This window comes from Urbifossiella limnaea (assembly GCF_007747215.1).
In the GTDB taxonomy this organism is placed as follows: Bacteria; Planctomycetota; Planctomycetia; order Gemmatales; family Gemmataceae; genus Urbifossiella; species Urbifossiella limnaea.
The window spans coordinates 153,131-173,290 of sequence record NZ_CP036273.1; the positions used below are offsets into that span (position 1 = coordinate 153,131).

The 20,160-nt window shown below is 73.8% G+C and carries 15 protein-coding genes and 1 tRNA gene; 5 read left to right on the top strand and 11 right to left on the bottom strand.

Annotated elements, in window-relative coordinates:
* Nucleotides 1-13 precede the first annotated feature (13 nt).
* Nucleotides 14-580, bottom strand: a complete 567-nt coding sequence (locus ETAA1_RS00700) for a class I SAM-dependent methyltransferase (RefSeq protein ID WP_145233403.1) — start codon at nucleotides 578-580, stop codon at nucleotides 14-16.
* Between the two features lie 315 nt (nucleotides 581-895).
* Here ETAA1_RS00700 and ETAA1_RS00705 point away from each other — a divergent pair, with 315 nt between their 5' ends.
* Complete coding sequence (locus ETAA1_RS00705) at nucleotides 896-1,189, top strand: hypothetical protein (RefSeq protein WP_145233405.1); 294 nt, start codon at nucleotides 896-898, stop codon at nucleotides 1,187-1,189.
* A gap of 1 nt (nucleotide 1,190) precedes the next feature.
* A complete protein-coding gene (locus tag ETAA1_RS00710) occupies nucleotides 1,191-2,414 on the top strand; it encodes a response regulator (protein WP_145233407.1) in 1,224 nt (407 codons plus the stop codon).
* A gap of 156 nt (nucleotides 2,415-2,570) precedes the next feature.
* On the opposite strand, the gene fhcD is transcribed toward ETAA1_RS00710, so the two are convergent.
* The 4 genes from fhcD to ETAA1_RS00730 all read right to left on the bottom strand — a co-directional run bounded on the left by fhcD (nucleotide 2,571) and on the right by ETAA1_RS00730 (nucleotide 6,306).
* The gene (gene fhcD, locus ETAA1_RS00715) at nucleotides 2,571-3,479 is read right to left on the bottom strand and encodes a formylmethanofuran--tetrahydromethanopterin N-formyltransferase (protein WP_145233409.1); all 909 of its coding nucleotides are present in this window, start codon (nucleotides 3,477-3,479) and stop codon (nucleotides 2,571-2,573) included.
* A gap of 423 nt (nucleotides 3,480-3,902) precedes the next feature.
* The gene (locus ETAA1_RS00720; protein ID WP_145233411.1) at nucleotides 3,903-4,553 is read right to left on the bottom strand and encodes an MBL fold metallo-hydrolase; all 651 of its coding nucleotides are present in this window, start codon (nucleotides 4,551-4,553) and stop codon (nucleotides 3,903-3,905) included.
* 216 nt (nucleotides 4,554-4,769) lie between these two features.
* Complete coding sequence (locus ETAA1_RS00725) at nucleotides 4,770-5,513, bottom strand: LssY C-terminal domain-containing protein (protein ID WP_145233412.1); 744 nt, start codon at nucleotides 5,511-5,513, stop codon at nucleotides 4,770-4,772.
* A gap of 28 nt (nucleotides 5,514-5,541) precedes the next feature.
* Nucleotides 5,542-6,306: a bestrophin-like domain gene (locus ETAA1_RS00730; protein WP_202920564.1), complete on the bottom strand. Its 765-nt coding sequence runs from the start codon at nucleotides 6,304-6,306 to the stop codon at nucleotides 5,542-5,544.
* 186 nt (nucleotides 6,307-6,492) lie between these two features.
* Here ETAA1_RS00730 and ETAA1_RS00735 point away from each other — a divergent pair, with 186 nt between their 5' ends.
* Nucleotides 6,493-7,884: a DUF1501 domain-containing protein gene (locus tag ETAA1_RS00735; RefSeq protein ID WP_145233416.1), complete on the top strand. Its 1,392-nt coding sequence runs from the start codon at nucleotides 6,493-6,495 to the stop codon at nucleotides 7,882-7,884.
* Between the two features lie 27 nt (nucleotides 7,885-7,911).
* On the opposite strand, the gene ETAA1_RS00740 is transcribed toward ETAA1_RS00735, so the two are convergent.
* From ETAA1_RS00740 to ETAA1_RS00755, 4 genes are all read right to left on the bottom strand, one after another.
* A tRNA-Sec gene (locus tag ETAA1_RS00740) sits at nucleotides 7,912-8,006 on the bottom strand.
* A gap of 76 nt (nucleotides 8,007-8,082) precedes the next feature.
* On the bottom strand, nucleotides 8,083-10,611 hold the full coding sequence (locus ETAA1_RS00745; RefSeq protein WP_145233418.1) for a hybrid sensor histidine kinase/response regulator: 2,529 nt from the start codon (nucleotides 10,609-10,611) through the stop codon (nucleotides 8,083-8,085).
* 15 nt (nucleotides 10,612-10,626) lie between these two features.
* Nucleotides 10,627-12,117: an adenylate/guanylate cyclase domain-containing protein gene (locus tag ETAA1_RS00750; protein WP_202920565.1), complete on the bottom strand. Its 1,491-nt coding sequence runs from the start codon at nucleotides 12,115-12,117 to the stop codon at nucleotides 10,627-10,629.
* Nucleotides 12,114-12,491, bottom strand: coding sequence for a response regulator (locus tag ETAA1_RS00755; protein WP_145233420.1), 378 nt, complete (start codon nucleotides 12,489-12,491; stop codon nucleotides 12,114-12,116). Before ETAA1_RS00755 ends, ETAA1_RS00750 begins: the two co-directional genes overlap by 4 nt.
* A gap of 338 nt (nucleotides 12,492-12,829) precedes the next feature.
* On the opposite strand from ETAA1_RS00755, the gene ETAA1_RS00760 reads away from it, so the two are divergent.
* On the top strand, nucleotides 12,830-13,429 hold the full coding sequence (locus ETAA1_RS00760) for an RNA polymerase sigma factor (RefSeq protein ID WP_145233421.1): 600 nt from the start codon (nucleotides 12,830-12,832) through the stop codon (nucleotides 13,427-13,429).
* Nucleotides 13,430-13,444: 15 nt separating this feature from the next.
* Here the strand turns inward: ETAA1_RS00760 and ETAA1_RS00765 are convergent, their stop codons facing one another.
* Together ETAA1_RS00765 and ETAA1_RS00770 are read right to left on the bottom strand one after the other, a co-directional pair.
* Nucleotides 13,445-14,179, bottom strand: coding sequence for a hypothetical protein (locus ETAA1_RS00765; RefSeq protein WP_145233422.1), 735 nt, complete (start codon nucleotides 14,177-14,179; stop codon nucleotides 13,445-13,447).
* A 165-nt stretch (nucleotides 14,180-14,344) separates the two neighbouring features.
* Entirely contained in the window at nucleotides 14,345-18,844 is a 4,500-nt protein-coding gene (locus tag ETAA1_RS00770) for a bifunctional serine/threonine-protein kinase/formylglycine-generating enzyme family protein (protein ID WP_145233424.1), read from the bottom strand.
* Between the two features lie 306 nt (nucleotides 18,845-19,150).
* Here ETAA1_RS00770 and ETAA1_RS00775 point away from each other — a divergent pair, with 306 nt between their 5' ends.
* Complete coding sequence (locus ETAA1_RS00775; RefSeq protein WP_145233425.1) at nucleotides 19,151-20,155, top strand: hypothetical protein; 1,005 nt, start codon at nucleotides 19,151-19,153, stop codon at nucleotides 20,153-20,155.
* Nucleotides 20,156-20,160: the final 5 nt, after the last annotated feature.

Sequence of the window (20,160 nt, forward strand, 5' to 3'; positions counted from 1 at the left end):
CCGGGGAGTTCGGTCAGTCGGTGCGCGTGAACGGCAGCACGACCGCGGGCGGGAAGTTCCGCCACACCCGGCGCGGCGGGTCGGGCCGGAAGCCGGTCGCGTCGAACCGCCGCCACGCCTTCTGGGAGTAGGTGAATTGTACGAACCGGCGGCCCGGCCGCAGCGCCCCCGCGACCGACCCGAACACCCGCCGCGGCAGGTCGCCCGGGAGCACCAGCAGCGGCAGCCCGCTCACCACCGCGGCCACGTCGTGGGCGGTGCAGCCGAGGCCCGCCAGGTGCGCGTCCAGCCGGGAGGCGCAGCCGTTCACGACGGTGGCGCCCGGCACCGCGGTGCGGAGGTGGCCGGCGAACCGGTCGTTCAGCTCGACGGCGACGACGCGCGCCGCGGGGAAGCGGCGCACGAGTTCCCGCGTGAACACGCCGGTGCCCGGCCCGAGTTCGAGAATCACCTGCCCGGCGGCGACGGGGCCGACGGCGTCGGCCATGGCGCGGGCGAGGACGGGGCCGCTCGGGCCGATGGCGCCGGTGACCCGCCAGCGGCGAACGATCTCGCCGTAGAACATCAGCGTTTCGCGCATCGGCCGGGCTCTCCGGGGGCGGGTAGTAGTCTTATCGCGCCGGGGCCGCCGGGCGAGGGCGCATCGTGGGGCCGCCGGCCGCGGCTACCGGGCAACCGTAGCACGCATCGGTGCCGAGGTGGCGGAGGCGCGGGGCTACGCCCACGGCTACAGGGCGAGCTTCACCGCGAGATCAAACCCGCAAACCGGCTGCCGGACCCGGCCGGCACCGTGTGAGTCACCGACCCCGGCCTCGCGAAAACGCACCGCCGTCGCCGTCCTGACCCCCGCCGCCGATACGCTACCGGCGACGCCCCCGACCCCGCGGACGCCCCCATGCCCGTCCCGTGCCCGTGCTGTAAGGCGAACAACGACGCCGGCCCCGCCTGCCGCCGCTGCAAGGCCGACCTGGCGCTGCTGTTCGCCGCCGACGCCGACGCCTCGCGCCTGCTCGCCGCGGCGCGAGCCGCCCTCGCCGCCGGTCGCGTCGCCGACGCCGACGCGCTCGCGCAGCAGTCTGCCTCCATCCGCCGCACGCCGGACGCGCTCCGCACCCGTGCCGCGGCGCGGCTCATGAGCGGCCGGTTCGCCGACGCCCTGGCCGCGTATCATGAACTGGCGGAGGGGTGACATGACCGACGCCGTCCTGATCGTCGACGACGAGGAGCCCGTCCGCCGCACCTTCGAGGAGTGGCTCAAGGGGAGCGGCCTCGGCGTCCGCGTCCTCGCCGCCGCCGACGCCGAGGCCGCGCTGACCATCGCCAACCAGACGCCCATCGACCTCGCCGTCCTCGACTGGAACCTCGGCTCCGGGTCCGACGGCCTCCGCCTCCTCGAAGACCTCGTCGTCTTCCAGCCGGAAATCGTCGCCGTCATGGTCACCGGCTTCGCCCACCAGGCGACGCCGCTCGACGCGCTGCGGATGGGCGTCCGCGACTACCTCGACAAGAGCACCGACCTGACCCGCGAGGCGTTCGTGGCGGCCGTGGGCCGGCAGCTCGACCGCATCCGCCCGGCGAAGCGGCAGCGCGAGGTGAACCGCACCCTCGCAGCGTTCCGCGAGGCCGTCGAGAAGGTGCTGCCGATCGTTCGCTCGGCGGCGGCGCTGAACGACCCGGTGCCGCTGCCGATGGCGGTGAAGTCGCTGCTCAAGTTCGCCGGCCGGGCGGTCGGCGCCGCCGACGGCGCGCTCGTCATCCGCCACCACTCCCCGGACGGCACCGACGTGACGGTCGCCTACGGGCCGGACGGGCAGTTCCTCTCGACCGGCGACGTGCCGTTCAACCGGTCGCTCGCGGCGTCGGTCGTGAGCCGGACGGAGCCCGCGGTGCTGAACGACTTCTCCGGCGGCTCGGCCGGCGTGCTCGACCTGTTCCCGTTCGAGCACGGCCGCGCCGCCGTGCTGGCGGCGCCGCTGGCCGTCGGCGGCAGCACGCTCGTGGCGCTGGAACTGTTCGACAAGCCGGGCGGCTTCACCGACGACGACCGCCGCCTCGTCGCCGCGGCTGCCGAAGTCGGCGCGGACCTGCTGCGGCAGGCGGTGGCGGAGCGGCAGACGCACCGGCTCCTGTTCGACGCGGTGGAGGCGGCGCTGCGAGCGAGTTCGGGCGTGGAAGCGGCGATGTCGTCGGCGGGGCTGCCGGGGCCGCCGCCGGACGCGGTGATGGCGAGGCTGCGCGAGGGGCTGGACGCCGACGCGAACGCGGTGGTGGACGCCGACACGGCGCTGGGGCTGGTCGAGGCGGTGCGGGCGCTGGCGGTGCGGCACGGCCCCGCGGCGGTGGCCCACTGCACCCGCCAGGTCGAGGAGCTGCGCAAGCTGCTGGACGGCATCACGGGGTATAGCGGGGGGTAGAGAAGAGGATTAACCACAGAGTCACAGAGAGCACAGAGGGAAGACACAAAGCCGAGTGAAGAGCAGAATTTGAATTCAAATCTTGGCTCTCCTCGGTCTTCTGTCTTCTCTCTGTGCTCTCTGTGACTCTGTGGTTAATCCTCTTCTCTACCCCCCTCACGCCGGCTGCTTCTCGGGGTGCAGGTACACGAAGCTCTTCCCCAGCTTCCCCCCGTAGTTCCCCGCCGAGATCGTCAGCAAGTCCGGCGTGTCCTTCGCCGCGGCGATGGCGGCCTGCGTCGCCGCGGCGATCGTCGCCAGGTCGCGGCCGTTGATGATGATCTCCTGCACGCTCGCCACCCCGGCCGGCAGCTTGCTCGCGCCGCCGAGCGCGTCCCGCAGCGTCGGGCAGTACTCGGCGTAGGTGCTGGCGACGGCGAACTTGTACTTGCTCCCCGCCTTCGACCCGCTGCTCGCCACCCCGCCGGGGAACGGCAGGATCACGCCCGGCGTCTGCGCCGCGGCCGCGGCGGCGCGGGTCGCCGCTTCGAGCGCCCCGTCGGCGGTGGCGCCGAAGAACCACAGGTTGCCGCCCATCAGGCCGTCGGCCCAGCCGCAGCGGCGCTCGATCACGAACTCGCCGCTGAGGATCGGCACCACCCAGCAGCGCCGCCCGAACCGCTCCGCCGCGAACTGGTGGCCGTCGCCGAAGTACGACACCTTCCGCCCCAGCGGGAACCACTTCTCGTCGGCCGGCAGCACGTTGAACGCGGCCGTGGTCGGGCACGTCAGCACGTTCTGGCACACGCGCACGAGCACGCTCCGCTCCAGCCTCGCCTCGCGGTCCTTCCAGAAGCGCGGCACGTGGAACTGCACGACCGCGCCGGGCCGGCCGTCGGGCGTGTCGCTCGCGTCGAGGTAGCGGTCGAGGCCGGCTTCGCAGTCGCAGAGGATGGCGGAGCTGGCGTTGCCGGTGGCGGCGGTGATGGCGTGGTCGAGCCAGGTGCGGTCGCGGGCCGTCACCAGCACCGACGCGTAGATGCTGCGGAACGCCTCGGCATACGTGTCGTCGATCGTCGCCGGCATGTCGGGCTCCCGGGGGGCAGCGGTGATTGTCCGCATTCCCGGCCCACGGTCAAGCCAACCACATTGTGTGTCTCCGCACCCCCCGGGGGGTCAGGGCACGCAATGAGTCGATGCCACAAAAGAATGCTGGAGCCTTGCTGGCGAATGCGCGATGACCGTGCAATTTCGCGGGCAATTTGCTGGCATATCAGGCAAGTCGTTCTGGATCGGTATCCTGTCACGTCCCGCGGTCAATTTTTCTGACCGCCAGAAGTCGTGCCGTGATGACACTTTAGGCGTCGCTATGCCACGCTCGTGACGCCACGCCGCGGCCGTGGCACGCACCCTGCTTTATCCTCAGGCGGCGAGAGCCTGACACCGCACGGTTGGTCGACTGAGGGGAGAGGCAGTCGGCCAACCGTGCGGATCGTCGTTTCTGTCTCGTCACAATCCCTTGCCGACAAACGGGTTCGTCCGCATCTCGTGCCCCACGGTCGTCACCGGACCGTGACCCGGGTACACCACCGTGCCGTCCGGCAGCGGCCACAACACGCGCTCGATGTGGTGCTTCAGCGTTGCGAAGCTGCCGCCGGGGAAATCGACCCGGCCGATGCTGCCGCGGAACAGCACGTCGCCGCCCAGCACCGTCGGCGGGCTCGTCTCGCGGATCACGTAGACGACGTGGCCCGGCGAGTGGCCCGGCACGTCGAACACCTCCAGCTCGATCCCCGCGACCGTGAGACGCTCGCCGTCGGTCACCAGCCGGTCGGCCGGGGGGCTCGTCACCGGCACGCCGTACGGGCCGCTCAGGTTCAGGTCGGCGTCCGTCAGCATGGGCGCGTCCCCCGGGCCGATCAGGATGGGGGCGGCGGGGAAGTCGCGCTTCAGGGCGGCGTTGCCGGCGATGTGGTCGACGTGGCCGTGGGTGCAGACGATGGCCGCGAGCGTGAGCTGCCGCTCGGACAGCGCCTCCAGGATGAGGTCGGGCTCGAACCCGGGGTCGATGACGAACGCCTCCGTGCCGCCGTCGCGCCACACGACGTAGGAGTTCTCGGCGAACGGCTGCGACTCGACGGTGAGAATCTGGATCGGCACGGGAGCCTCGGCGCGGTGGGGGTCGGCCCAACGACCGGAGCCGCCCCGTCGTCTCACCCAGGTTAGAGACGCCGGGAGTCGGCGTCAGGGGCGCGTGTGCCTGCCGGATTCGGCGGCGCCGTCAGGCCGGGGCGCGAGCCCCGTCGGGATTCCGAGCCCCGACGGGGCTCGCGCCCCGGCCTAACGGGCTTCTGGCCCCGACCCGCGGGCACGGCGTCAGGGGCGCGGGGTCGGCCCCGCCGGCCGGACCACGACGACCGACAGGCTGCCGTCCGTGCGCCAGGGGTCGCCGCCGCCGTTGCGCCCCTCCAGGGTTTTGTGGAAGCCGGGCACGGTGAACGCCTCGGCCACCCCGCCCGTGCGGTCGAGTGTGCCGACGAGGTGGTCGCGCTCCGCGTCGAGGTCCGGGGCGATGTGGTGGGTGACCTGCCCGGTGGTGTGGCTCAGGCCGACGTGCTCGTCGAAGGTGGCCGACCCGAACCACACCGGCCGGCCGGCCGGGCCGGGCTGGTCGCCCTTCCAGAAGCGGACGTGGTGCCGCTTCCGCGGGCTGTCGCCCACCGGCTGCTCGAAGGCCAGGTCCTGCTTGCGGCCGAACAGGAACAGGTTGCTGACCGGGGCGTCGGCGTAGGGCCGCTTCAGGACGGAGGCCTCGGCGATCTCCAGGCAGCTCTCGAGGGTCAGCGGGTCGGCCGGGTACCACCCCGCGGCGACGAGGAGCTTCTTCACCTCCGCCTCGGTGCCGACCAGGGCGACGTTGAGCGGGTCGCCCGGGATGCCGTCGCCGGTGTGGGTGATCCGGGGCGCGGCCGCCCAGGCCGGGTGGCGGCGGGCGTCCTCCCGCCACAGCGCCGGCACGAGCAGGTAGGCCACGGCGAGGTACAGCAGCACCAGGGCGAGGGCGCCGGCGGCGGCCCGCTTCATGGTGCGGGAGCGGCCGCTCGTCGGGGGCACGGGCATGGGACGGGCCTTTCGCAAGCCGGGTCGGTCACTTGCCGAGCTGGAGGACGGCGTCGCGGAGCGGCTGGCTGGGGATGCGGATCACCCCGCCGAAGCCCTGGTCCAGTTCCAGGATCAGGAACACCGCGCTCGACACCACGAACGCGCCCAGGAACAGCACGACGAAGGTCGTGGCGTGGCGCGGGGCGAACAGGCTGTACGCCGCGAACATGACCGCCAGCCAGGCCACGATCAGCACGAGGAAGACGGGCGGGATCGAACTGCCGCCGTGCGACCGCAACTGCCCGCGGAGCTGCGCCGTGTCGTGGAGGACGGTCACCGCCTGGGCCTGCGTCGTCCGCTGGGCGTCGGTCTTCGGCTGGAGGGCCAGGACGCGGTCGTACACCTCGTCGTACCGCCCGTCGGCCCCGACGGGCTCCGCCGGCGTGCCCGGCGGCGCGGGTTCCGCCGGCCACGTCCGGCGGACCAGGTCGCAGGCGGAGTCGCGGAGCGCGGCGCGGGCCTCCCGGGCCTCGGGGCCGTAGTGCGCCAGCGCCCGGTCGGTCACGACGACGTTCGCCGCCAGCCGGGCCACCCCGTCCCGCTGGGCGTCGAAGGAACTCTTGGCCGACGTGACGAGCAGCCCGAGGACGATTCCGGTCAGGGTGCCGACGACGCCCATGATCAGCGTGACGGTGTCCTTGGTGTCCGCATTCACGTGCGCGTCGGGGAACCGGGGCCGCAGGCGGACCCCGGCGACGGCGCTGGCGAAGATGCAGACGAGTACGGCGGTGCTGATCGCGAGCGCGCTCACCGGCGGTGCTCCGGAACCTCGTGAGGGCCCGCGCGGTCCGGGCGGTGCACAAGGTGTGATCATAGGCCGTTCCGCCGTCGTGCGGGTGAATTCGGGCGGCCGCCCGGCCGGTTTGACTTCCCCCCGCCGCACGGGTACGCTAATTCACAGCCTGCCCCACCGTCCGCGCCCGCGGAGCCCGTCGCGATGCCCGCCCGCCCCTGCCCCGGCCCGAGCCGCCGGGACGCGCTCAAGTTCGGCTCCGTCGCCCTCGCGTCCGCCGCCCACGGCCTCACCGCCCACGGCAGCCCGGACGACCACACCACCAACGACCCGGCCGTCATCTTCGTGTGGCTCCCCGGCGGGCCGCCGCACCAGGACACGTTCGACATGAAGCCGGACGCGCCGGAGGAGTACCGCGGCGCCTACCGGCCGGTCCGCACGAACGTGACCGGCATCGACGTCTGCGAGCACCTGCCGCGGCTCGCCACGATGGCCGACAAGTACGCCCTGATTCGCTCGGTGTCGCACCGCTTCGCCGACCACGGCGGCGGCCACAAGCGGTTCCTCACCGGCCGCGACCCGGCGCAGCCCGTGGGCTTCGTCAACGACACGCCGATGGTCGGCTCGATGGCCGCCGAGGTGCTCAAGCACAAGCACGCCGCGGTGCCGAACTACGTCTGCGGCGTGGACGGCGGCCGGCAGCAGATCGACACGTTCAGCTTCGGGTCGGCGTACCTCGGCCCGCAGAGCCACCCGTTCACCTTCCACGGCGACCCGTCCGACCCGAAGTTCGACATCCAGGGGCTGAGCGCGCGGCCGGAGCAGTCGGCGCGGCTGGCCGAGCGCGTGGGTGTTCTTGGCGCCCTCGACCGGCCGCTGCGCGGCTCCGACATCACCGGCGCCGCCGGGGCCGTCGACACCCACCGCGGCCGGGCGCTGGAGCTGGTGACGACGGACACGGCGCGGAACGCCTTCGACCTGCGCCGCGAGGACGCCCGCACCCGCGACCGCTACGGCATGCACCGCTACGGCCAGCGGGCGCTGCTGGCCCGGCGGCTGGTCGAGCACGGGGCCAGCTGGGTGACGATGGTGATGGAGAACGCCACGCCGTTCGGCGGCGAGATGAAGAAGAACCACACCTACAACTGGGACTCGCACGCCGTCAACTGCCACATCTTCGACGACACGCAGTACAAGCTCGGCTTCCTGGACCAGGCGATCGCGGCGCTCATCGACGACCTGTACCTGCGCGGCCTGAACCGCCGGGTGCTGCTGGTGGTGACGGGCGAGTTCGGGCGGACGCCGAAGGTGGAGTACACGAAGGGCTCGCAGACGGGCGTGACGCAGCCGGGCCGCGACCACTGGCCGAACGCGATGAGCATCCTGGTGAGCGGCGCGTGCAAGACGGGGCAGGTGGTGGGGAGCACGACGGCGCGGGCGGAGGTGCCGAAGGACCGGCCGCTGTCGCCGAACGACCTGTGGGCGACGGTGTTCCGGCACCTGGGGATCGACCACAATCGGACGAGCTTCCCCGACGGGAGCGGCCGGCCGATGCCGATGCTGCCGCACGGCGACGTGATCGGGGAGCTGGTGTAGGGCCGGGCGGTCGGCGGTCGCGGCGGGCGGGGGTGGATGGGAATCGAACCCACCAGGGGCGTTGTTCACACCCCTCACCGGTTTTGAAGACCGGGGCCGGCACCAGCCGAGCAAACACCCCCCTACCCGTCCGCGGCATTGTAAGGCCCGTGGGACCGTGGGGAAGACGGGTCGTCGTCGCGTTCGGGGCCGGCGGGGTTAGACCCGCACGGCCAGCAGGTCGCGGACCTCGCGCAACAGGTCCTCGCGGCTGAACGCCCCCTTCTGGAGCACCCGCCGGCCCGCCCCGCTGAGCATCAGCGACCCGTTCAGGAACCCCCGGTCCTCCGGGGTCAAGTCCTTGGCCGTCACCACCATCACCGGGATCGACCGCCAGTCCGGGTGCCGCTGCAACTCCGTCAGAAATTCGAACCCATCCATCTCCGGCATCATCAGGTCGAGGACGATCAGTCCCGGCTTCGCCCGCCCCACGCACGCCAGCGCCTCCCGCCCGTTGCCCGCCTCGGCCACCGCCCACCCGTCGCTCTCCAGCATCCGCCGCACGATCTCCCGCGTCGGGCCGTCGTCCTCGACCATCAGCGCCAGCCCCCGCCGGGCCGGCGCGTGCCGGCGGACGGTCGCCAGCAGCCGGCCCGGGTCCACCGGCTTGAACAGGTAGTCGGCCGCGCCGAGGGCGTGCCCCAGGCTCCGGTCCTCCACGATCGTCAGCATGATCACCGGGATCCCGGCCAGCTCCGGGTCGGCCTTCAGCGCGGCCAGGACCGACCACCCGTCCACCTCCGGCATCATCACGTCGAGGGTGACGGCCGCGGGCCGGACCTCGCGGCACACCCGGACGGCGTCCGCCCCCCGCGGCACCGCCACCACCCGGTACCCCTCGCCGGTCAGGTACCGCGTCAGGATGTCGAGCACCGCCGGGTCGTCGTCCACCGCCACCACCGTGTTCCCGACCCCCGGCCGGGGCAGGGCGGCGGCCGCGACCGGCGCGGCCGTGAGCGCCGGCGCGGCCGCCGGGCGGGCCGGGAGCTCCAGCGTGAACTCCGTCCCCCGCCCGGCCTCGCTCGCCACCCGCACCTCCCCGCCCATCATCCGGGCGAGCTTGCGGGTGATGGTCAGCCCCAGCCCGGTCCCGCCGTACTTCCGCGTGGTCGAGAGGTCGGCCTGGACGAACGGCTGGAAGATCCGGCCGAGCTGCTCGGGCGTCATGCCGATGCCGGTGTCGCGGACGCGGAACACCACCCACCCGGCCCCGCCCCGCTCCTCCCGTGCGACCTCCAGCCGAACCTCCCCGCGGTCGGTGAACTTGCCGGCGTTGCCGAGCAGGTTGTACAGGCACTGGCGGACCCGCGTCGGGTCGGCCGTGAGCTCGCCGGCGCCGGCCGGGCAGTCCACCACGAACGTGTTTCCGTTCTTCTCGACCAGCGGGCGGATGGTGGTGGCCGCGGTGGCGACCAGCGCCGGAACGTCCACCGCCTCCGGGGCCAGGGTGACCCGCCCGGCCTCGATCTTGGACAGGTCGAGGATGTCGTTGATGAGGGTGAGCAGGTGCTTCCCGGCGGCGTGGATCTTCCCCAGGTCGGGCAGGTACTCGGAGCGGCCGTCGTCGCCGGCCGCGTCGGCCAGCAGCTCGCTGTACCCGATCACCGCGTTGAGCGGGGTCCGCAGCTCGTGGCTCATGTTCGCCAGGAACTGACTCTTGGCCCGGTTGGAGGCGTCGGCGGCGTCGCGGGCGGCGCGGAGCTCGTCGAGGACGCGGCACCGCTCGGCCTCGGCCCGGTCCAGCTGCCGGGCGATGCCGCGGGCGAACCGGACCACGACCGCCGCGACCACCCCGGCGGTGACGACCGTCCACAGGGCGCAGACCAGCGGCTGGTAGTGCTTTGCGACCAGCGGGTCCTGGCTCGTCGTCCCGTAGGTGAGGTTGTGCAGGGCGCTGGCGACCAGCAGGGCGGCCAGGGTGACCGGGAGGAACGCCCGCAGCAGCCGGGCCTCCGTGGACGCGGCCCCCACCACCCGCCGCAGCGGCCACCGGTCCGGCCCGGCCGCCGCCATCAGCGCCGCCCCGAGGAACACCCAGGCCAGCCCGGTCTGGACGGAGATGAACACCGTGGAGCGGTAGACCAGCTCGGCCCCGAGGGCGTAGTCCACGAGCAGCAGAGCGTTGACCGTGACTACCAGCGCGGCCAGCGCGGCGGCGGCGGCCCGGGTTCGGGGGTGAGCCCACGACAGGAGGGCCAGGGCCACGCCGGCCAGGGCGAAGTTGGCGGCGGTGATCGGGGACATCACCGCGTCGCCGGGCCCGGCCGCCCCGACCCGCCAGAAGGCTTCCAGGAGGCGGTACTCGGTCGTCTCGTGGTCGGCCCGCCCGGCCAGCGCCTGGGCGATGCGGACCACCCCCCAGACGACCGCGAGGGCGGCGACCCCGGCCGCGACCGCCCGCGCCCGCGGGCAGGTCGGGCGCTGGACCCGGGCGAGGACGGCCGCCGCAATCAGGACGAACCCCAGGCTGACGCTCGGGGCCAGGGTGTAGTAGGAGTCGCGCTGGCCGAGCGGGCCGAGGGCGAACCACCAGCCGGCCAGGCAGAGGAGCCCGACGGCCGCCCCGACGGCGCCGCCCACGCGGGTCACCCGGCGGCAGGTGCGAACGGGGTCGGGCGGTTCGACCGCCGGGAACCCGGTCGGTGCCGGCCCGCACGCCCGCGGGCCGGCCTCGTCAGCCTCGCTCATGCCAGGACCTCCACGTCAGCCGGCGGCCACCCGGTACACCGGCATCGGCCCCTTCCCCTTCACCTCGACGGTCCCGTGCGGCTCCCCCTCACACGCCCCGGCGGCGTGCTCCCAGGCGTCGCCGCTGAGGGTGACGTGGCCGGGGAGCCCGTGGCTCTCCATCCGGGCGGCCGTGTTGACCGTGTCGCCCCACAGGTCGAACAGGTACTTCTGCCGGCCGATCACCCCGGCCACCACCGGCCCCCAGTGGACCCCGACCCGCAGGTCCCACCCCACCCCCAGCGCCCGCGTGGCGGCGATCATGTCCCGCCCGCACCGGACGGCGTGCCGCACCGGGTGGTCGTCGGTGCGGCGGAGCAGCCCGGCCGCGACCATCATGCAGTCGCCGACCGTCTTCACCTTCTCCGCCTGGTGCCGGCGGGCCGCCTCCTCCCACCCCTCGATCAGCCGCTGGAGGAGCTCGACCACCAGCTCCGGCGGGTTGCGGTCGCAGAACGGGGTGAAGTTGACGACGTCGGCGAACAGCACGGCCACCCCGTTGAACCGGCGCGGGCGGACCGTGCCGGTCTCCTTCAGCTCCCCGACCACCTCCGGCGGGAGGATGCCGTGGAGCAGCTCGTCGGCGCGCCGCCGCTCCCGGTCGAGTTCGCGGACGTACACCGCCTCGCGGTCGCGCAGCCGCTTCTTCTCCAGGCACGCCCCGACCCGGGCGCGGAGCAGAACGGGGTCGCACGGCTTGGGGAGGTAGTCCTCGGCGCCCATCTCGATGCACCCGGCGGCGCCGCCCACGTCGGACAGGGCGGTCACCATGATGACCGGGATGTGGGCCAGGCGGGCGTCGGCCTTCAGCCGCCGCAGGGCCTCGACCCCGTTCACCCCGGGCATCACGACGTCGAGCAGGACGACGTCCGGGAACCAGGACCGGGCCTGGTCGACGGCGGCCGCCCCGTCCGCGGCCTCCGCGACCTGGTGCCCGTCCAGTTCCAGCCGGCGGCGCAGGATGTCCCGGTTGGCCTCGTTGTCGTCCACCACCAGGACGCGGCCTCGGCGGAGCAGGTCGCAGGTGTGCGGGCGGGCCACGGCGTCCGCGGCCCGGGCGTCCGCGGTCGCCCGGTTCAGCTGGTCGAGGACGCCCGCCGCCAGCCGCCGCAGCTCCCGCAGGTCGCCGACGAACCCCTCCAGCAGGTACTCGGCCGCGTCCTCCAGCCACAGCTCGGCGTACCCGAGGACGTGGTTGAGCGGCGTCCGCAGCTCGTGCCGGACCTCGCGGGGGAGCGGCGCCGGGGCCGTAGGGGCGAGCGCGTCCTCCAGCCCGCCCACCAGCCGGGCGGCGGCCGCGACCACCTTCCGCAGGTCGGCGGCGAACTCGTCCGGCCCGCGCGGCTCGGCGTCGGCGAGCATCCGGGCGGCCAGGTCGCGGGCGGCGACGGCCGGGGTGAGCAGCGCCTCGGCGGCGTGGGCCTGCCAGTCCGGGTCGGCTGCGGCCGGTAAGGTGGCGGCGGTCATCCGTTCCCCCCGTGGCCGATCAGGGCGCGAATCTTGTCGAGGAGGCGGGGGAGGTCGACGGGCTTGGTGTCGTAGTCGTCGCACCCGGCGGCGAGGGCCTTCTCCCGGTCGCCGGTCATGGCGTCGGCCGTGAGCGCGATGACCGGCGTGGGCCGGGTGTCGGGCTCGGCCTTGAGCCGGCGGGTGACCTCCCACCCGTCCATCACCGGCAGGTGCATGTCCATCAGGATCAGGTCCGGCCGCTCCGCCCGGGCAACCCGGTAGCCGTCCTCCCCGTCCACGGCGCAGACCACCCGGAACCCCTGCCGCTCGAGCCGGCGGGAAAGCATGTCGCGGTTGAGCTCGTTGTCCTCGACGAGTAGCAGCGTGAACATGGCCGGCTCCGCGGCGGGGGTGGGGCTCCGGGTGACCGACGGGATCGCACGCGGCGGTCGGTCGGTCCGGGTCCGGTCCCCTACCCGAAAGAACGAGCGCCGGGGGGTTGATCGGACACGGATTATCCGGATTGTGCGGCCCCCGCCCGCCGCCGTTCCCGGGCTTGGTTCCGCCCAGTCAAGCGGAAGTGGCGCGGCCGACTGGACACGTCGCGCTCGATTCTCCGCCGCCGACCGTGGGCCGGGGCGGGGAGTCGGTCGAGGGGGAATTACGCCAGGGGGCCGCGGACGGGCTGGTATGTTACAGCACACGCCCGCCGCACCGGAGCCGGCCGCCGATGCCCGACGAGTTCAACACGCTCGCGCTGGAAGGCCTGCTGGTCCGCCTCCGGGCCGGGGACCCGGCCGCCCGGGACGAGATCATCCGCGCCTGCCAGAAGCGGCTGGAGGCGCTCGCCCGCAAGATGCTCCGCAAGTACCCGGCGGTGCGCCGGTGGGCGGAAACGGGGGACGTGTTCGTGGCCGCCGCGCTCAAGCTGCTCAAGGCGCTGGAGAAGGTGCCGGTCGCCGACACGCGGGCGTTCTTCGGCCTGGCCGCCCGGATCATCCGGAACGAGCTGATCGACCTGGCCCGGCACTTCCTGGGGCCGCGCGGGATCGGGGCGAACCACGCGAGCGACCCGGGCCAGGACACGCCCGAGCCGGCGGCCCCGGCCGACGACCCGGCGGAGCTGGAGCGGATGGCCGCGTTCCACGAGGCGGTGGAGGACCTCCCGGCGGAGGAGCGGGAGGTGGTGGGGCTGATGTACTACCACGGCTGGACCCAGGCCCAGATCGCGGAGCTCCTCGACCGCGACGAGCGGACCGTCCGGCGGCGGTACTGCCGGGCGGTCGAGCTCCTGGCGGAGCGTCTCGGCGACAACTACCCGACCGGCTGACCCCCGCGCGGGGGGCTACCGGCAGATGCGCCGCGAGCGGATCCGGTCGAACAGCGAGCAGTGGTGCTTCTCGACGGGGACAGGGTAGCAGACTGGGAGTGAAACCCGGTCCATGACAGGTTCCGGCTCACAGCACTTCCGACCGTTGTACAAGTCTTCGCCGTCCTTGCAAACGGTGAAGTACATCGCGTCCTTTCGGGTGCGGAGCCCACACGCCTCTTTACAGTCGCGGAATTCGATACAGTTCGCATTCAGCGGGGAGTCGTAGAGGCACTGGAAGCTAGGGTTCGTATCCTTGTAGACCCATTTGTCCTCGCAGTGGTAGAGGCAGAAATTGAGTTGCCCCGGGTCGGTCGAGTTCGGGTTGGGAGGAGACCCGCCGTCGAGCGTGATCGTGTATATAACGAGGTCGGTGGCTGTCCGGAGCGTCGCAGCCTCGTTCCAATACTGGGGATGGACGAGCCGCCAGCCTTGGTTCGACTTGCCGGTATAGTGTAGCGCCTTGTGGGATTTGTCTTCCACCTCCTTGCCCTGCTTATCCTTAACTTTTTTCCACTTGTCGGTGGGGCCTTGGTACTTCCAGAGGTAGTATTTGGGGTCCTTTTTCGGCACGCCCTTCTGGACCGCGTCAGGAGCACCCCCTTCGGGGGAATCGCTCGCCTGCGCGCCGGCGAGGGCGGGGAGGCCAGCCACACTGAGGGCGGCCAGACCGAATGCGAGGAGGGCGATGCGAATCCGCGTCGGGCACATGGATCGCTCCGGGCTACGAGAATCGGAATAAACCCGCCACCTTGACAGTCCAACATACACTCTCGTGTGCTTGCGCCTCCCCCGATGTTCCCGTCCGCGTTCATTCCACAAATGGGCGTGCTCGCCCAATCGGTACAACCCGCACAACCGGTCTCGTCGCCACGGTCAGGGGACGGTCCGGATGGGGCGAAAGCCGAAAAAAGGGTCGGCTCGGTCCGGTAAGAAGCCGGTTGCGGCCGGGGACGTTGGCCTCTGGTTGTAGTAGCCCCCAATCACCGCGCGGGAGAGCGCCCGGCGTACCGGTACGAACTCGCCAACCGGCTCCGGGCCCTTCGCCGGCACAGTTTCGTCCTGGCACCACTCGGCCACGTTTCCAAGAGTGTCGAACAGCCCCGCGTCGTTTGGCTTGAGCGATCCGACGGGCCAGGCCCGGGCGACGCCGTTGGGCTCCGAGGTGGGGAGGAACCAAGCGTACCCGGGGACGAGGCCCTGGTCGCCGCACGGCCAGGGCGTCGCCGCCCCGGCGGCCGCGGCGAAACGCCATTCGGCCACCGTCGGCAGCCGGTAACCCCGCCGCCGGAGGTAGTCGCGGGCCACCGCCATGCCGGGGCCGTACTCCCCGTCCGCGTTCGGCTGATAACACCAGTCGGACGGGGGGATGTTCTCCCCTTTGCTGAGCCAGTTGCAGTACGCGGCGGCGGTATACCACGACACCCCGCCTACCGGGCGCTTCGTGTCCGGTCCTGCCGGTCCGTTGAACACGTACCCCGGGTTGGCGGCCTGAAACGCCTGGAACTCGGCGACCGTGACCTCCTTCGTTCCAATCGCGAAGGCGTGATCGACCACAAGTTCCTGCCGCTCCTCCTTCTTGCCCACTTGAACCTGTAGTCGCAACCGGCCCGGCTCGATCACCGCCAGCGTCTGGCCCTCCGGGGTGAGCAGCCACCGGCCCCGCGGCGCGGCCGGCGCGGGCGGGGGCCGCTTCCACTGCCGCAGAGCCCACTCGGCCGACGAGTGGACGCCCGGGTCGGGGTCGGTCGCGTACAGGTCGAGCAGCAGCCGCTCCGCCGACTGCGACCCCGCCTCGAACCCGCCCAGCGCCTGGATCAGCGCCCGGCGGACGTACACGTCCTGCTCCTCCCGCAGCCGCGACTCGATCACCCCGGCGGCGGCCCCGCCGGGGGCGAGGCGCTCGATCAGGTAGCCGCGGAGGGTGTTGTCGTCGGCCCGGCTGAGGAGCGGCCACACCCGGTCGGGGCGGCCGAGAACCACCAGCGCCCCCGCGAGGTTCGCCCGCCGACGGGCCGCGTCCGCGTCCGCCGGCGGACCGTCGCCCAGCCCGGCTTCCAGGCTGGCGATGTCGGCGGTGGTGCCGAACGCGCGGAACAACTCGATCGCGGTCCGCCGGCGGGCGGGGCCGGCCTTCTCGTCCTGGAGCGCGGCGGCCAGCGGCGCGAGGAGGTGGCGGCCGGCGGGGCGCACCGCCGCCGCCCAGTCGGTCACCGCGAGCCCCGACTCGCCCGTCAGCCGTGCGGCGACGAACGGGGCCGCGGCCACCCACCGCGGGTCGTCCGGCGCGTACGCGGCCAGCGCCGCGGCGGCGCGGAACCGCCGCTCCGGGTCGCGGTCGGACGCCAACTCGGCCCAGAGCCGGGCCGTCAACTGGTCCGCGTGGGGCGCGAGCGACTGCCGGATGGCGGCGAACTCGTCGGGCCGGGCGCGGAGCAGCTTGGCGAAGAGGTCGTCCGCCCGGTCCGGCTCCGACGGCAGAAGGGCGAGCGCCGCGTGCAGCTCCTTGCGGGATTCGCCCGCCTCCCGCGCCTCGACCTCGGCCTGCCGTAACAGCGGGTCGAGGCGGCGGCGGTACGGGGCCATCTCGGCGACGACGGCCGGCACGTCCGCCGTCACGGCGGTCAGGAGGCGGTCGCGGAGGTCGGCGGCCCGCGACCGGACGTGATACTCCCAGCCGGCCAGCCCCAGTAGGGCGGACGCGGCGAGGACCACGGCGGCCCGGACGGCGTGGGCGCGGGCCGCCCGCCGCATCATCACCCGCTGCGGCTTCCCCCACTGCCGCTTGCGGGTGACCACCCGCAGGTACGCCCACTCCCACCACCCCGGCAGGTTCCGCCGCTCGGGGCGGGCGGCGTAGGCCGCGGCCATCTCCTCCAGCCGGAGCTCGGCCCGCCCCCGCCGCGTCTCCCGCCGCTTGCGGGTCAGCCACTCCCGCAGCGCCGGGACGAGGTAGTCGTGGGTCAGCTGGTAGTACCGCCGCTCCCCCGGCTCCGCCCCGGCGGGGGCCGCCGCGCCCGGGTCGTGGTCGGTCGCCGTCACCAGCCGCAGCCCGCCGTCGAGGATGCGGAGGAGTTCGTCGAACTCGGCCGGCCGGCCGGCGTACCCCGACGCCGCCAGGAGCTCGGCGCGGGACCGCATCGGCCCCTTGATGTCGGACCCGCCGGCCGGGAGCAGCTCGGCCAGGACGGCCCGCGCCGCCCGCTGGTGGGCCCGGTGGTGCGGCGGCGCGGTCGCCCCGAACGCCTCCTCCAGGAACGCCACGCCCACGCCCCCGGCCCCGCCGACCGCCTTCCACGTCGCCGGCGTCCACTCCTTCCCCTTCACCATTTCGGCGAACAGGGCCAGCCGCACCGGCACCACCTTGCCCCCCTCCGCCAGCCCCTCGACCGCCAGCTCGAGGAACCGCGCCTGGGCGGCCGGGAGGTCGCCGAGGGGGAGCGCCCCGTAGGCCCGGCCGAGGGCGGCCAGCACCTTCCGCGCGTGCCGGGGGTCGAACAGGTCCACCGGGGCGCAGTTGCGGCCCTCGACCAGCGGGACCTCCAGCTCGCGCATGAACCGGCTGATCCCCATCCAGAAGTCGTCCCGCACCAGCAGAAGCGCCTGGACGTGCACCCCGTCGCACTGCCGCAGGGCCTCCGTCAGGGCCGCGCCGGCCTCCCCCGGGTGGGCGTGGAGCCACTGCTCGAATTGGTCGAACACGAGGACCACCTTCCCTCCCGGCGGGAGGTCGCGGCCGCGGCGGAGGCGGGCCAGCGCGTCGGCCGGGGTGATCCCCGCCGGCAGCCCCGGGCAGCGGCGGCGGAGGCCGGTCAGCAGCCGGGCCTCGGTGTCGTCGGCCGTCGCCTCGACGTACACCGCGGCGACGTGCCCGGCCAGCCGCGGGAGGAGGCCGGCCTTCACCAGCGACGACTTGCCGCACCCGCTCGGGCCATAGACCAGGCTGACGCGGCAGGCCCGGCCCTCGTCGGTGTCCTCCAGCTGCGCCTTCCAGAACCGGACGCTCTCGGGGACCCCGCCGCGGCCCCGCGGCCCGGGGAGGAGGTCGAGGAAGAAGTCGGCGTCCTCCGGCTCGAACGACCGCAGGCCGCGGGGGACGACCGGGTCGGCCAGCCGGGAGCTCGCCGGCTCCGCGGGCCGGGCCGCCCCGTCGGCGGTCGAGACCGTGGGCGGCGGGGCCGCGGCGGCGGGCCGGTCGGCGGCCAGCCACTGGCGCAGGTCCTCGGCCAGGTCGAGGGCCGTGCTGTACCGGTCCGACGCCCGCCGGGCCATCGCCTTCACGCAGACCCGGTCCAGCTCCCGGGGGACGGCGTCGTCCACCTGCCGCGGCGGCCGCGGGTCGCCCCGGGCGACGAGTTCGAGCATCTCCGACAGGCCGGCGGCGCGAAACGGCCGGCGGCCGGTGAGCAACTCGTACAGCACGACGCCGAGGCCGTACACGTCGGTCCGGGCGTCCACCAGGTGCCCCTCGCCGCGGGCCTGCTCGGGGCTCATGTACGCCGGCGTCCCGGCGGTCTTCGGCCCCCGGCCGTAGTCCTCCTCCCGCAGCGCCAGCCCGAAGTCGGCGACGACCGGGCGGCCGTCGGCCTCCAGGAGGATGTTGCCGGGCTTGACGTCGCGGTGGACCAGGCCGGTCCGGTGGGCGTGGTGGAGGGCCTCGGCGGCGGCCGCCACCAGCCCGGCCGCCTCGACTGGCGCGGGGCGGCCCGCCGCGAGCCGGTCGGCCAGCGACCCGCCGGGGACGAGCTTCGACACGAGGTAACACCGGCCGTCGTCGGTCTGGCCGAAGTCGAACACCGGGACGATCCCGGGGTGGTGGAGCTGGGCGAGGACCTGGGCCTCGGCGAGGAACGCGCGGGCGTCCTCCGCGGACGTCCCGCGGTGGGGGTGGGGAACCTTGATCGCCACCTCGCGGGCGAGGGCCTCATCCCGCCCCCGGTAGACGACCCCGAACCCGCCCCGGCTGATGACGGCGACGACCGGGTACCGGCCGATCCGGGCGGGCGGAGGCGGCTCGGCCGGGGCCGAGGCGGCGCGGTCGTTTGCGACCGGGGCGGGGTCGAGAGCGATCAGCGGCCGGAGGGCGAGCCAGTGCAGCGGGAAGCGGCGCTGGTACTCCTCGACCCCGGGGCGGTCGCCGACCTCCCCGCGGAGCAGAACCTCATTCACGATCAGGTCGAGGATGACGTCCGCTTGCCCGGCGAGCGCCGGCACCACGGCGAGGTATTCCTCCACCGGAACGCGCTCGCCCGCTCGCCACCGCCGGGCCTGATCCCGGGGGAGTACGTCGGCGAGGTCGGCCCCGGACCACCCGACGGCGGCCGCGCGCAGTTCCGGCGCGGGCGTCTCGTGGGGGAAGTCACCGGTCTCGTCCATCGGAAGCCCCTGGCGTGGGGACTGCCATTGTCCGCGGGCGTGCCGGCGCGGGCAAGCGACGGGGGCGTTGAACCACCGCGAGCGACCCGGGACGCGCTGCCCGCGCGCCGGCACGGGTCGTCCCGTCGGGGCGGTGGCGCCGGTCGTGCGGGCTGGGTCGGACGCGGGCCCCGCGGCGAGTCTGCCGGTTGCGGAACACGGCCGGACCGGGACCGGACCGGATGGCATACTTGGACCGCGTGCGCGCCCCAACCGCCCGCGGGACCGGGCCGCCGGCCCCGGCCGACGAATCGAAAAGGTGGGTCGATGCTCCCGACGCTGGTCCTGACACTCGGCCTGGCCCCGGGGGTGGACGTGTTCGGCGGGGCCCGGCGCGACCCGACCGGGCCGGCGGCGTACCCCCCGATCTACGTCCCGGCCGAAGCCCCGTACGGATACGTCTACCAGCCCGCGGTCGACCTGCACATGGTGCCGCGCCTCCCGGCCGAGAAGTACTGCCCCCAGCCCGGCGACGTGCTCCTCCTGAGCGACCCCGACCCGCTGTTCGACGTGCTCTACGTGCTGTCCCGGACGGGGAAGCCCGGGCACACGGGCGTGGTGGTCCGGATGCCGGACGGCCGGCTGGGGCTGCTGGAGGCCGGGTTCAGCTTCACCCCGTTCACCCGAATCACCCCGCTGGAGTACACGATCAACCTGTACGCCGGGTGGGTGTGGGCCCGGCCGCGCCAGACGCCGCTGACCGAGGAGCAGGACCGGCGGCTGACCGATTTCGCCGTCCAGGCCGACGGCGGGGCGTACAACCTGAAGCGGTTCGCCGCCCAGATTTCGCTCGTCCGGTCGCGGGCGCCGCTGGTCACCCGGTTCGCCGGCAAGCCGGTCGGCCCGGGCAAGGAATACACGTGCGTGCAGATCGTGGTGGAGGCGCTGGTGCACGCCGGGCTGGTGGACGGGGCGACCGCCCGGCCGGCGGCGACTCACGCCCAGGACCTGTTCTACGACCGGTCGCGGAACCCCTACATCGACCGGCACCCGCCGCTGGCCGGCCGGGGGTGGGGTGCCCCCCGGCTGTGGACGCCGATCCCCGGGACGGCCCGCCGCGGCAGCAGCCGGCCGAAGCCGCCGGCCGCGTGGCCCGGCCCCGGCGGGGCGTACGTGTACACCCCGGCCCCGCTGAGCGGGCCGGAGGTGCCGGCCCCGGTCGCGACCGCGTACGAGCCGCCCGACCCGCGGCCGATCGCCCCGGTGGAGGCCGAGCCACCGCGGATCGGCTTCTTCGACCGGCCGTACCGGCTCCTGTCGCGTCGGCGTTGAGCCCG